Source organism: Novosphingobium fluoreni (assembly GCF_014196615.1).
Taxonomy (GTDB): domain Bacteria; phylum Pseudomonadota; class Alphaproteobacteria; order Sphingomonadales; family Sphingomonadaceae; genus Novosphingobium; species Novosphingobium fluoreni.
Genome location: NZ_JACIDY010000001.1, coordinates 559,736 through 572,492, shown reverse-complemented (window position 1 = coordinate 572,492; position 12,757 = coordinate 559,736). Strand labels below are relative to the sequence as shown.

General features: G+C 65.7%; 9 protein-coding genes and 2 pseudogenes. 10 read left to right on the top strand and 1 reads right to left on the bottom strand.

Annotation, left to right across the window (positions count from 1 at the left end; all coding sequences use genetic code 11):
• Nucleotides 1-50: 50 nt before the first annotated feature.
• A complete protein-coding gene (locus GGR39_RS02790; RefSeq protein WP_058735542.1) occupies nucleotides 51-725 on the top strand; it encodes a YiaD family glycine zipper/OmpA-like lipoprotein in 675 nt (224 codons plus the stop codon).
• 630 nt (nucleotides 726-1,355) lie between these two features.
• Here the strand turns inward: GGR39_RS02790 and GGR39_RS02785 are convergent.
• Nucleotides 1,356-2,147: a 3'(2'),5'-bisphosphate nucleotidase CysQ gene (locus GGR39_RS02785; protein ID WP_058735543.1), complete on the bottom strand. Its 792-nt coding sequence runs from the start codon at nucleotides 2,145-2,147 to the stop codon at nucleotides 1,356-1,358.
• 158 nt (nucleotides 2,148-2,305) lie between these two features.
• On the opposite strand from GGR39_RS02785, the gene sucC reads away from it, so the two are divergent.
• From sucC to GGR39_RS17175, 9 genes and pseudogenes are all read left to right on the top strand, one after another.
• Complete coding sequence (gene sucC / locus GGR39_RS02780; protein ID WP_058735544.1) at nucleotides 2,306-3,505, top strand: ADP-forming succinate--CoA ligase subunit beta; 1,200 nt, start codon at nucleotides 2,306-2,308, stop codon at nucleotides 3,503-3,505.
• 224 nt (nucleotides 3,506-3,729) lie between these two features.
• Nucleotides 3,730-4,479: an electron transfer flavoprotein subunit beta/FixA family protein gene (locus GGR39_RS02775; protein WP_183615763.1), complete on the top strand. Its 750-nt coding sequence runs from the start codon at nucleotides 3,730-3,732 to the stop codon at nucleotides 4,477-4,479.
• A 101-nt stretch (nucleotides 4,480-4,580) separates the two neighbouring features.
• Nucleotides 4,581-5,510, top strand: a complete 930-nt coding sequence (locus GGR39_RS02770; RefSeq protein ID WP_183615762.1) for an electron transfer flavoprotein subunit alpha/FixB family protein — start codon at nucleotides 4,581-4,583, stop codon at nucleotides 5,508-5,510.
• Nucleotides 5,511-5,660: 150 nt separating this feature from the next.
• Complete coding sequence (locus tag GGR39_RS02765) at nucleotides 5,661-8,390, top strand: bifunctional [glutamine synthetase] adenylyltransferase/[glutamine synthetase]-adenylyl-L-tyrosine phosphorylase (RefSeq protein ID WP_183615761.1); 2,730 nt, start codon at nucleotides 5,661-5,663, stop codon at nucleotides 8,388-8,390.
• Nucleotides 8,391-8,864 (top strand): peroxiredoxin, encoded by a 474-nt coding sequence (locus tag GGR39_RS02760; protein ID WP_183615760.1) that lies wholly within the window; start codon nucleotides 8,391-8,393, stop codon nucleotides 8,862-8,864.
• 122 nt (nucleotides 8,865-8,986) lie between these two features.
• Nucleotides 8,987-9,850, top strand: coding sequence for a ferritin-like domain-containing protein (locus GGR39_RS02755; protein WP_183615759.1), 864 nt, complete (start codon nucleotides 8,987-8,989; stop codon nucleotides 9,848-9,850).
• Between the two features lie 90 nt (nucleotides 9,851-9,940).
• Nucleotides 9,941-10,660, top strand: coding sequence for a peptidoglycan DD-metalloendopeptidase family protein (locus GGR39_RS02750; RefSeq protein WP_242867008.1), 720 nt, complete (start codon nucleotides 9,941-9,943; stop codon nucleotides 10,658-10,660).
• Nucleotides 10,661-10,908: 248 nt separating this feature from the next.
• A pseudogene (locus GGR39_RS17055) lies at nucleotides 10,909-11,385 on the top strand (flagellin N-terminal helical domain-containing protein); the annotation flags it as partial.
• Nucleotides 11,386-12,009: 624 nt separating this feature from the next.
• A pseudogene (locus tag GGR39_RS17175) lies at nucleotides 12,010-12,279 on the top strand (flagellin); the annotation flags it as partial.
• Between the last annotated feature and the right edge of the window lie 478 nt (nucleotides 12,280-12,757).

Below are 12,757 nucleotides of genomic sequence, written 5' to 3'. Positions count from 1 at the left end.
CATGGGACTGACGCAACAGGGCGCACGCCGGAAAATAGAAAGGGCCTGCCATGAAGACCTCCCGCTTGCTTACTTCCGCTGCCGCAATCCTCTCCCTCGTCACGGTTTCCGCCTGTGTCACCGATCCCAACACCGGTGAGCGCAAGGTTTCGCGCACCGCGATCGGCGGCGTCGGCGGTGCGGGCCTGGGCTATCTGCTGGGCAGCGTGATCGGCGGGCGCACCGCGCGCATCGTCGGTGCGGGCATCGGCGGCGTCGCAGGCGGCGCGATCGGCTACCAGAAGGACAAACAGATCCGCGAACTGCGCGAATCGACCGCCGGTTCGGGCATCGACGTGTCCGACAGCGGTGACGGCATCCTGGTCAACCTGCCGGACGTGACCTTCGCGGTGGATTCGACCGAGATCAGCCCCTCGTTCCAGGCGTCGCTGGACCGCGTGGCACAGAGCATGGTGCAGTATCCGGACAGCCTGATCGACGTTTACGGCCACACCGATTCAACCGGTTCGGCGCAGTACAACATGGACTTGTCCAAGCGCCGCGCTGACGCGGTGGCTCGTTACCTGATCGGTCGCGGTGTCTCCTCGGCCCGCATCCAGACGCAGGGCATGGGCAAGAACTATCCGGTGGCCGACAACGCGACGGCAGAAGGCCGCGCCAAGAACCGCCGCGTCGAAGTGAAGATCACCCCGGTTTCGCAGGACGACGTCCAGCGCGCCCGCTGATTTTCGTACGAAGAGTTGAAGGAAAAGGGCGGCGCGCGAGTGCCGCCCTTTTTCGTGGCCGGGTGCGGGCGATTGCCTGCGCTTCGTCTTACCAAGGTGTCGCGCGGCATTCGGCACTCTGCGCTCGGCATCGTAGCCGGAAACCTCGTTATTTTCCGCGAAGGTGCGTGTGACGAGTCTATCGCGGCTCTGGCAACCTTGACATTTAGAACCATATGGGTTATACGCCCCACCCGTCGGATCAATCCCAAGATGGACCGACATGGCGGGTGCGGAAGGCGCGTAGCTGGCGTCAGACGTTCCGCACCAAGCGGCCGGTGCTCAAGACGGGCGCCTGCACCGCGATGCAAGACTTCAACCCGCCGGCACGAGCGCCGGAAATGGGGCCGGCGGGCTTTTGCGAGCTTTTCCCATCGGTTGTCTTGCACGTTGAAAGCCGAGCGTGTGGTGCTGCTTTCGCGTTCCCCCACTCGCCGGTCGCACGATGGAATGCTGAGCCAAGCCTGTCGCGCCAGGCCAGCGCCGGCCGCAACGCCTGCCTTGAACAAACCTGGCGTTATCCCGCGCTCGCCAGCGGGCGACGGCGCACGTCTGCCGCTCATCCCCTCAGAAAACCACGCCCGTCTCGGTCTAGGCCAGCCGTTTCGCCCGCTCGGCCAGGCGCTCCACGGCGGCGGTGTGGATGGCGGCGGAGGTCACCAGCACGCCGAAGGCCCGGGGATCGCGCTTGTTGTAGTTCAGCGGCTTGCCGAACGCATCCGTCACGGCCGCGCCAGCCTCGCGCGCGATCAGTCCGGCGGCGGCGATGTCCCATTCGTACCCCCATCGCAGCGTCGCCAGGAGATCCGCTTCGTCGGCCGCGACCATGGCGATGCGCAGCGCGATCGAATTGGGCTGGTCGACTCGCGTAAGGTCGGCGTCCTCCTTCATCAACGCGTTGGCGGGCACCCGCGCGCCGGGCAGCGCCTGGCGGTGGCTGGCGCGCAGCCGTTCCCCATTGCGCCACGCGCCCTGCCCCGCCTCGGCGTGCCAGATCTCCCCGCCCTCCTCCCGCCGGCGGGCCGGGGCATAGAGGCAGGCGAGCAGCGGTCGCGAAGCGCTGACCAGCGCCACCGAAATCGCCCAGCCCGGCCTTCCGCGCACATAATCGCGGGTGCCGTCGATCGGATCGACCAGCCAGGTCAGCGAACGCTCGATCCGGGCGCTGCTGTCCGCCGTCTCTTCCGACAGCCAGCCGGCGGAGGGCAGCAGCGCCTTCAACTCACGCTTGAGGAAGGTATCCACCGCGATGTCGGCCGCCGAAACCGGGCTGGTATCGGCCTTGTCCCACACCTCGCAGGCGTGTCCGTCACCCGGCCAGGAATCGAGCGCGATGCGCCCGCCCTCGCGGACGATGGCTTCCAGGCGAGCGCGATCAATCATCGAGATAAGGATAAAGCGGGCACGCTACCTTTAATCGACCACCCCACGGCCCTTTTCAAGCGCCCCCGATGTGCTTATGCGGCACTGCAAAAGGATTCCTCCCCGCGCGGGCCTGCTCGCGCCTGTCATTCGCAACTCCATGTAGAAAGCGACCGCAGATGAACATCCATGAATACCAGGCCAAGGAACTGCTCGCGAAGTACGGCGTGAAGATCCCCGCCGGCCATGCCGCACTGACCGTGGAAGAAGCGATCGCCGGCGCCAAGCAGCTGCCCGGGCCGCTCTACGTGGTGAAGGCGCAGATCCACGCAGGTGGTCGCGGCAAGGGCAAGTTCAAGGAACTGGGCCAAGATGCCAAGGGCGGCGTGCGCCTTTCCAAGTCGATCGAAGAGGTCGAGGCGAATGCCAAGGAAATGCTGGGCAACACCCTGGTCACCATCCAGACCGGCGATGCCGGCAAGCAGGTGAACCGCCTGTACGTGACCGACGGCGTCGACATCGAGAAGGAATACTACCTCTCGATGCTGGTCGACCGCTCGACCGGCCGCGTCGCCATGATCGTCTCGACCGAAGGCGGCATGGACATCGAGGAAGTCGCCCACTCCACGCCCGAGAAGATCCACACCATCACGATCGATCCGGCAGAAGGCTTCCAGCCGCACCACGGCCGCGCCGTGGCGTTCGGCCTCAACCTTACCGGTGAGCTGAACAAGCAGGCGCAGACCCTGGCCAAGCAGCTGTACACCGCGTTCCTCGACCTCGATTGCGACATGGTGGAGATCAACCCGCTGGTCGAGACCAAGGACGGCAACCTGCTGGTGCTCGACACCAAGATGAGCTTCGATTCGAACGCGCTCTATCGTCACCCCGAAGTGATGGCCCTGCGCGACGAGACCGAGGAAGACCCGGCCGAGCTGGAAGCCAGCAAGTACGACCTGGCCTACATCAAGCTGGACGGTGACATCGGCTGCATGGTCAACGGCGCGGGCCTGGCCATGGCGACGATGGACATCATCAAGCTGAACGGCAGCTTCCCGGCCAATTTCCTCGACGTGGGCGGCGGCGCCAACAAGGAAAAGGTGACCGCGGCGTTCAAGATCATCCTGGGCGATCCCAACGTGAAGGGCATCCTGGTCAACATCTTCGGCGGCATCATGAAGTGCGACATCATCGCCGACGGTATCGTCGCGGCGGCCAAGGAAGTGAACCTGCAGGTTCCCCTCGTCGTGCGCCTCGAAGGCACCAACGTCGAGCAGGGCAAGCAGATCCTGGCCAATTCCGGCCTGGCAATCGTGCCCGCCAACGACCTGGGCGATGCGGCGAAGAAGATCGTGGCGGAGGTCAAGGCGGTCGCCTGATCAACATCACGAATGCGAAGTGACGGAATGGGGGTGCGCCGGAAACGGCGGCCCCCTTTCTTTTTGCGCGCTTTTTGGAGTGTGGCTGGCGGTGCCGATGCGGCCCTCCCGCCCTTTTGCAGGGCTTGACGCAGCGCACAAGGAGCGCAATGGCGGCGGCACAAAACCGTTTATCCGCGTGGCTCTTGCGATGCCGCGCCGCCGCAGAAAGAGGACCGAACCACATGAAGATCCTCGTCCCCGTGAAGCGGGTGATCGATTATAACGTCAAGCCGCGCGTCAAGGCGGACGGCACCGGTGTCGACCTGTCGAACGTCAAGATGAGCATGAACCCCTTCGACGAGATCGCAGTCGAAGAAGCCATTCGCCTGAAGGAAGCGGGCAAGGCCGAGGAAATCATCGCGGTTTCGGTCGGTCCGGCCAAGGCGCAAGAAACGCTGCGCACCGCGCTCGCCATGGGCGCCGATCGCGCGATCCTGGTGGAAAGCGAGACCGAGGTTGAGCCGTTGGCCGTCGCCAAGATCCTAAAGGGAATCGTCGAGGCGGAGAACCCCGGCCTGGTGATCCTGGGCAAGCAGGCGATCGATGACGATTCGAACCAGACCGGCCAGATGCTCGCCGCGCTGCTCGGCCGTCCGCAGGGCACTTTCGCCAGCAAGGTCGAGATCGAGGGCGATTCGGTTTCTGTCACGCGCGAGGTCGATGGCGGCCTGGAGACGGTGAAGCTCTCGCTGCCCGCGATCGTCACCACCGACTTGCGCCTGAACGAGCCGCGCTACGCTTCGCTGCCCAACATCATGAAGGCGAAGAAGAAGCCGCTCGATACCAAGAGCGCCGCCGATTACGGCGTCGACACCGCCCCGCGCCTCAAGACCCTCAAGGTCACGGAGCCTGCGGTGCGCAGCGCCGGCATCAAGGTGCCCGACGTCGACACGCTGGTCGCCAAGCTCAAGGACATGGGCATCGCCAACTAAGGCCGGTTCCTCTGATATCTCCTCCCGTTCGGATCGGGCCCTCGCAGACCAGGGCCGGGCCACGCGAAAGACCGAACGGTGAGGGCTGAAAGGACAAGACAATGAAGACGCTAGTCTGGGTCGAGCACGACAACGCCTCCGTCAAGGACGCCACGCTTTCCACCGTCACCGCCGCCGCCAAGCTGGGTGAAGTTCACCTGCTGGTCGTTGGCCAGGGCGCGCAAGCCGCCGCCGATGCCGCCGCGCAGATCGCGGGCGTCGCCAAGGTTCACCTGGCGGACGGCGCGGCCTATGCCAACAACCTGGCTGAGAACGTGGCGCCGCTGATCGCCCAGCTGATGGGTGATCACGACGCGTTCCTCGCACCCGCCACCACCAACGGCAAGAACATCGCTCCGCGCGTCGCCGCGCTGCTGGACGTGATGCAGATCTCCGACATCCTCTCGGTCGAGGGTGAGAAGACCTTCACGCGCCCCATCTATGCCGGCAACGCCATCGCCACGGTGGAAAGCAGCGACGCCAAGCTGGTGATCACCGTGCGCGGCACCGCGTTCGAAAAGGCCGCCAGCACCGGTGGTTCGGCCGCGGTCGAGGCGATCTCGGGCACCGGCGATGCTGGCCTGTCCAGCTTCGTGGGCGCCGAACTTGCCAAGAACGAGCGTCCTGAACTGACCAGCGCCAAGATCATCGTCTCTGGCGGCCGCGCCCTCAAGGATGCGGACACCTTCCAGGCAACCATCTTCCCGCTGGCGGACAAGCTGCACGCCGCCGTCGGCGCCAGCCGCGCCGCGGTGGACGCAGGCTTTGCCCCCAACGATTATCAGGTCGGCCAGACCGGCAAGATCGTCGCTCCCGAAATCTACATCGCCGTGGGCATCTCCGGCGCGATCCAGCACTTGGCCGGCATGAAGGATTCCAAGACCATCATCGCCATCAACAAGGACGAGGACGCACCGATCTTCCAGGTGGCAGACATCGGCCTGGTGGGCGATCTGTTCACGATCGTGCCGGAGCTGACAAGCAAGCTCTGATCCGCAGATCACAACCGTATCTCGAGAACCCGGTCAGCGATGGCCGGGTTTTTGTTTGGCCGGCGCGAAAGGAATGCGACATCGCTTTGACGAGGGTTTTCGTCCGGCGCCTCTAGCACTGTTCGCGCGGATCGTGCGACACGGGGAACGATGAACCAGACGCCGCCCTCCGCCCATGACTGGACCGGCGCCCTTGCCCGCGCCCATGCCCATGCGCCGTATTTGTCGCGCGCGCTGGACCGCTTGCCGAATCTTACGGCGTTGCTCGCCTCCGGTGAGGGCGAGGCCGCGCTGACCTGGGCCAAGTCGGCGGGCGACGGCGCGAGCGATGTTGCCACCGCGCTGCGGCGTGAAAAGCAGGCGCTGGCGCTGGCGCTGGCGATCGGCGACCTGGCGGGGGCGTTCCCGCTCCTGCAGGTGACCGGCGCCCTGTCCGACTTTGCCGACCGTGCGCTGGATGCCGCGATCACCGCGGGCATCCGCCGCCGCGCGCCTGACTTCGATCCCACCGCGCAGCCCACCGGCTTTCTGGCGTTGACGCTGGGCAAGCACGGCGCGCGCGAACTTAATTACAGTTCGGACATCGATCCGATCCTGCTTTACGATCCCGCTCTCCTCCCCCGGCGCGAACGGGACGAGCCGGGCGAAGCGGCGCAGCGGGTGGCGCGCACCGTGGTGGAAACACTCTCCAGCGTCACCGCCGAAGGCTACGTCTTTCGCGTCGACCTGCGGCTGCGCCCCGCCTCTGAAGTCAGCCCGCTGGCGATTTCGGTCGATGCCGCACTGACTCATTACGAGACCTCCGCGCTCGCGTGGGAGCGGGCGGCCTTCATCCGGGCACGGGCCTGCGCGGGAGACATCGGGGCGGGCCAGCGCTTCCTGGATGCGATTCGCCCGTTCGTGTGGCGGCGCAGCCTGGATTTCGGCGCGATCGCGGATATTGGCCGTCTCACCCTGCGTATCCGCGACAGCGCGCGCGGCATGGCCGAGGCGGGCCCATGGTTCGACCTCAAGAAGGGGCGCGGCGGCATCCGCGAGATCGAGTTCTACGCGCAGATCCACCAGCTGATCCACGGCGGCCGCAACCCCGACTTGCGGCTGCGGGGCACGCGCGCGACGCTGGACGCGCTGGCGCAGGCGGGCCTGATCGGCGCGGACACCGCGCTGCTGCTGGGCGAAAGCTATGATCGCCTGCGCACGATCGAGCACCGGTTGCAGATGGTGCAGGACCAGCAGACCCACGCCCTGCCCGCGACCGCCGAGGCGCTGGACAATGTCGCCCGGCTGGACGGGCTGCCCGATGGCGCGGCGCTGGTGGCGCAAGTGGCGGCGATCACCGCGCGGGTGGGCGACCTTTACGATGGGCTGATCCATGCCCATGCCGCCACCGATTGCGGCCGCACCCGGAGCGCCGAACCCTTGGCCGAGACCGTGGCGAAGCTGGGTTTTGCCGATCCCGAGGCCACGGCCGAGCGGGTCGAGGGATGGACCAGCGGGCGGATGCGCGCACTGCGATCGGACGCGGCCCGCTCTGCATTCGAGGCGATTCGCGGCGACTTGCTCGCCGCGCTGGCCGCCTCGCCCGAGCCGCAGCAAGCGCTCGCCCGGTGGGAGCGGCTGCTGGACAATCTGCCCAGCGCCATCAACTTGTTCCGCCTTTTGGAAGCGCGCCCCGGCCTGACGGTGCGGCTGGCGCATATCCTGGGCCTGGCCCCGCCTCTGGCCGATGCTCTGGCCCGCCGGGCCGATCTGCTGGACCCCCTGATCGACGCCAGCGCGCTCGACCTGCCGGGCGAAGTGCCCGAACTTGTTCAGGAGCTATCCCGCTTCGAAGCGGGTGCCGACTACGAGCAGGTGCTGGATACCGTGCGGCGCAAAGTGGGGGAGTGGCGCTTTGCGCTGGGCGTGCAACTGATCGAGGGCACGCGCGATCCGATCGCGATCGGCGCGGCGATGGCGCGGGTGGCGCAGGCCGCCTGCCGCGTACTGACCGATGCCGCCACGGCCGAGTTCCGCCACAATCACGGGTCGGTGCCGGGTGGCGAACTGCTGATCGTGGCGCTGGGCCGGTTCGGTGGCGGGGTGCTGACTCACGCGTCGGACCTCGACATCGTGTTCCTGTTCACCGGGAATTTCGATCGCGAATCTGACGGGCGGCGGCCGATCGGCGCGACGCTGTACTTCAACCGCCTCAGCCAGCGGGTGATCGCCGCCCTCTCCGCACCCACGGCGGAAGGCGCGCTGTTCGAGATCGACACGCGGCTGCGTCCCTCCGGCGAGCAAGGCCCCCCCGCCGCCAGTATCGAGAGCTTCGCGCGATATCAGCGTGAGCAGGCCTGGACCTGGGAGCACATGGCGCTGGCCCGCGCCCGGCCGATCTACGGCTCGCCGCAAGGGCAAGGCGCGGTGTGCGAAACCGTGCGCGAAGTCCTCACCAAACCGCGCGACCCCGCCAAGCTGAAGGCCGACGTGCTGGAGATGCGCGCGACCATGGCGCGCCACAAGCCGCCGCAAGGGCCGCTGGATATAAAGCTGGCGCGGGGCGGTCTGGTCGACCTGGAGTTCCTGGTCCACTATCTGCAACTGCGCGAAGGCGTGGGGCTGGAGCCGGAGCTGGGCTCCGCCGTCGCCGCGCTGGCGGCCGCTGCGCTGGTCCCTCCCGCGCTGGCAGAAGCACAGGCGGTGCTGACTCGCTTCCTGGTGGCCGCCCGGCTGCTGGCCCCCGATTCGCACGTGCCGCCGATCGCCGCGCGCCAGGCCCTTGCGCGCAGCTGCGCTTGCGGTGATTGGGACGTATTGCTGGCAAGCCTGGCCGCCGCACGCGCGGTGGTGCGCGCGGCCTGGGCAGACGCCTTTGGCGAAGAACTGGAGATTGCTTAGATGAGCGACAAGCCGAACGTGGGCGATGCCTTCCCCGACATCGCGATGGAAACGCCGGATGGCGGCACGGTGAAGCCATCCGATTTTGCCGGCAAGCCGCTTGTCGTGTTCTTCTATCCCAAGGACGATACGCCGGGCTGCACCACAGAGAACATCGATTTCACCCAGCTCAAGCCGGAGTTCGAAAAGGCCGGCGTCGCCCTGCTCGGCGTGAGCAAGGACCCGCCCGCCAAGCACGCCAAGTTCATCGCCAAGCATGATCTTGCAGTGCCGCTCGCCAGTGACGCCGCCGAAAGCGGCCTCTCCGATGCGCTGGGCATCTGGACCGAGAAGCAGAATTACGGCCGCACCTACATGGGCATGGTGCGCACGACGTACCTGCTCGACGCGGCGGGCAAGATCGCCAAAGTGTGGGACAAGGTGAAAGTGAAGGGCCACGCGCAAGCGGTGCTTGAGGCGGCCCGAGAGCTTTGACTGCCCACGAGGCGGATCGCGATCACGCCAGACCCGTTCGTATCGCGCGAAGTCGAGATACGGTAGCGGCCACCGCTCTCGTCTCGGATTCGCACGACACGAAACAAGCCGACATCCTGTCCATGGCAACTTTGCCCTCCCTCTCCCAAGCCATCAACGCCGCGCTGCTGACGCGCCAGCCCCGGGCCAAGGTCATGGCGGCACGCAAGGTCACGCGCGACTGGCGGCTTGGCCGGTTGGCCTTCCGGTTCGACACGCCGATGCCGGACGCGCCGGGGCGGCCCGATGCGCCGGAACTGCTGGCGCCCAACCGTATGCCACGGCGCGGCAAGGCCGGGTCGGTGCGCGGCCGGCTCGCGCTATGGCACGCGGTGGCGCATATCGAGTTCGTGGCGATAGACCTGGCACTCGACATGGCGGGCCGCTTCGGCGCGCAGTTAGGCGAAGCATTCGTGGCGGACTTCCTGCAGATCGCGGCGGAAGAGGCGATGCACTTCGCGATGATCGAGCGGCACTTGCGCGGCATGGGCGGGCATTACGGCTGCCTGCCTGCCCACAGCGGCTTATGGGACGCCGCTTACGAAACCCGCCATGACGTGGCTGCGCGGCTGGCCATCGTGCCCATGGTGCTGGAAGCGCGCGGGCTCGACGTGACCCCCGCGATGCTGGAGCGGGTGGCGGCGAGCGGGGACGAAACGGGCGCGAAAATCCTTCAGCGAATCCTTGACGACGAGGTTCGGCATGTCGCCGCAGGCGTAAAGCACTTTGTCGCGCGGGCCGAAGCGAGCGGCCAACCCGCCGATTCCCTATGGAAATCATTGGTTCAACGTCATTTCAAAAGCGGACTGAAGAAACCGTTCAACGACTCGGCGCGGGGATCAGCCGGTTTACCGCGCGATTGGTACACCGGTCTTGTTCCATTAACGTCTTCGGGCAATACCGATCCTCGTGAGGCGGCGGGGGGTATCCGACCATCTCCAAGATGAAACCGCAAGCGGTCGCGCTGTGCGGGCAAGTAAAACACGCCGGGCCAAAGTAATGCGGTCATGGCGGAAAAAAGGTGATGCGAGTTGGTCGTGACGCATTCTATCGTTGGGTTTCGCGCCGTTTCGGGCGTCCTGGCTGCAGCTTCGCTTTTCATTTCCGGTCAATCGGCTTTCGCCAACGCCGCAAACACCGATATCGCTACTCCGCTTCGCGCTGCACAGGGCGCTGAAAAGAGCGTGAGCGGCGGTGAGGACGAACAGTTCAAGAAGCTGTTCAGCTCCTGGCAGAATTTTGAGGAAACCGGCCACGCCGCACTGGCCGCTTCGACCGGTCGCTCGCCGCTTTCCGCCGCGGCCCGCGCCGCCGCCGGAATCGCCGGCCCCGTCTCCATCCCTTCACGCACTCCGCTGAACGGCCTGACCATGACCAGCAACTTCGGCATGCGCGTGCATCCGGTTCTGGGTGGCATGCGCGCTCACAAGGGCGTTGATCTTTCCGCGCCGGTCGGCACCCCGATCTACGCCACCGCCGATGGCGTCGTCGGCAAGGCATCGTGGTTCGGCGGTTACGGTCTTTATGTACAGCTTGAGCATGGCAACGACCTGGAAACCCGCTATGGCCACATGTCCCGCCTGGCGGTTGCCGAAGGGCAGCACATCCACAAGGGCGACGTTCTGGGCTATGTCGGCACCACCGGCCGTTCCACCGGCCCGCACCTCCATTACGAAGTCCGCGTCAACGGCGTGGCAGTGAACCCCATTCCTTACATGCAGCAGGACCGCGTCTCGCTCGCCGCGTCCGGCAAGTAAGCGCGACAGGCCTATTTCCGGCCGGCGCACCCGGCAAGAACAGGCCGGCTGCGACCAGTTGGAGAGGAGGAAAGGGCGGCCGCAAGGTCGCCTTTTCTGATTCCGGCCTCCGCTATTCGAACGACGAAATGCCCCCTGGCGCAAGACCCGGCGAACCGGCTCGCCCATCGTGGTTAACCTTTCGATAACCACTGATCAGTACCTTTGCTTAACCACAAGCCGGATCAGCCAGCGGGATTGGGGCAAAGATGACGACGATCGGTACGAACCTCAGCGCGATGCGCGCGGCCAACGCCAGCTATGCGGCAAACAAGATGGTCGGTACCGCGATGGAGCGCCTGTCCACCGGCAAGCAGATCAACAGCGCCAGGGACAACGCCGCCGGCCTGGCGATCGCCACATCGATGACGGCGCAGATCCGGGGCATGGGCCAGGGCATTCGCAACGCCAACGACGGCGTCTCGATGGCGCAGACCGCTGAGAGCGTTCTGGGCGAGGCCACCAATATGCTCCAGCGCATCCGCGAGATCACGGTGCAGGCGGCCAACGGCACCTATGGCGCAAGCGACCAGAAGCTGATCCAGGTCGAAGTGGCGCAACTGACAGGCCAGATCGGCGAGATGACCGCCACGTCCGAGTTCAACGGCGTGAAGCTCTTCGCCACCGGCCCTGCGCCATCGCCCGGCTTCGCGATCCAGGTCGGCGCCAATTCCTCCGACGTGATCGTGCTCAACCGCCCACACATCGACGGCGCACGCCTCAACACCGACGCGTTCGACGGGTTGAAGGTGGACGTAAACACCGATCGCTCCTCAGTTCCGGCATCGATGGCGTATCGCAAAGGCGCGTCGGACGCGATGACGGCGGCCTTCACCTCGACCGGCATCGCAGCGCCCAGCTACGGCATCGTCAAGCAGGCCGCGTACGACAGCGCAGCGAACTATCTGGAAGGCGTGAACCGCAACGTCGTGCCGCTCAGCGCGGGACAGGTCACCTCGCTGAACAATATCCAAAACCTCAAGAACACGGCCGATCAGCACGCGGCGAACTATGCCGCCGCCGATCCGACGGCGGCGAATTACCAACAGTTGGGGCAAAACGCGCACAACAGCGCCAGCGCCTATCTCGGCGCGGTGAAAGGCTTTCAGGTCAGCTATCCGGCCGAGCCTGCAACCGTGCCGGACAACCTGTTTTATGCCAACGGGGCAGCCGACGCCACGGCCGCCACCCAGGCCTCAGTTCGCGCGGCGGGCGTCAAGAACCCGTCGCTGGACGTGGCCACCGGTCTTGCCGCCGCGGTATACGACACCGCCTCGGCCCAAAGCGGCCGCGCCAACGCGGCGGAGACTCTGAAGAACGTCGATGCCCTGCTGCAGACCGTCATCCAGGCACGATCCGAACTGGGCGCAGGCCAAGCCCATCTTGAATCGGCGATCAGCAACCTGACGTCGCAGACCACCAACCTGACCGACGCGCGATCCCGTATAGAGGATACCGATTACTCGGCCGAGACCACCGCACTCGCCAAGGCCCAGATCCTCAGCCAGGCCTCTGCCGCCATGCTGGCCCAAACCAACCAGAACCAACAGAACGTGCTATCGCTGTTGAAGGGCGGTTAACGCAGTTAAGCGATGGTAACGCCAGACGCGGCTTTGAGCGAAGGTCAGGGATGCGTCAGGTCTAGAAGGTTGGAGCGGGTAGCGGGAGTCAAAATATAGCGCTAACTTGTTGTAAAATAATTGTTTAACAACCGTGATTCGGCGGTTGATCCATTCTTGGTGCCCCTGTCAAGCTAAAAGAGAACGGGTTCGATTCTTTAATTCGAGATAAATTGCTCGCGGGCGATTCGCGATAAATTTTTCTGCTTGCGCTCTCAGCGTCCTTTCCGTGTCTCTTCTTTCCAAGCCGGGGCTTGCCGGCATCGATCCGCTAGCCCCGTTGCGCGCCGCGCTGTGGTGCTCGCCACCACACACCTGAACCAAATACGGCGACAATCGCCCGCGCAACCTCGCCGCCCTTATCAGCGCTGACACATCGCCACGACGCCGAGCACCGCAGCCGCCGCTGGCGCGATGCCTTCCGCGGGCGGTCGATGGA

What these genes read in the sequence shown, in the direction of transcription:
- GGR39_RS02790 (WP_058735542.1), top strand. Translation starts at nt 51, where the DNA reads ATGAAGACCTCCCGCTTGCTTACTTCCGCTGCCGCAATCCTCTCCCTC.
- GGR39_RS02785 (WP_058735543.1), bottom strand. Translation starts at nt 2,147, where the DNA reads ATGATTGATCGCGCTCGCCTGGAAGCCATCGTCCGCGAGGGCGGGCGC.
- sucC (WP_058735544.1), top strand. Translation starts at nt 2,306, where the DNA reads ATGAACATCCATGAATACCAGGCCAAGGAACTGCTCGCGAAGTACGGC.
- GGR39_RS02775 (WP_183615763.1), top strand. Translation starts at nt 3,730, where the DNA reads ATGAAGATCCTCGTCCCCGTGAAGCGGGTGATCGATTATAACGTCAAG.
- GGR39_RS02770 (WP_183615762.1), top strand. Translation starts at nt 4,581, where the DNA reads ATGAAGACGCTAGTCTGGGTCGAGCACGACAACGCCTCCGTCAAGGAC.
- GGR39_RS02765 (WP_183615761.1), top strand. Translation starts at nt 5,661, where the DNA reads ATGAACCAGACGCCGCCCTCCGCCCATGACTGGACCGGCGCCCTTGCC.
- GGR39_RS02760 (WP_183615760.1), top strand. Translation starts at nt 8,391, where the DNA reads ATGAGCGACAAGCCGAACGTGGGCGATGCCTTCCCCGACATCGCGATG.
- GGR39_RS02755 (WP_183615759.1), top strand. Translation starts at nt 8,987, where the DNA reads ATGGCAACTTTGCCCTCCCTCTCCCAAGCCATCAACGCCGCGCTGCTG.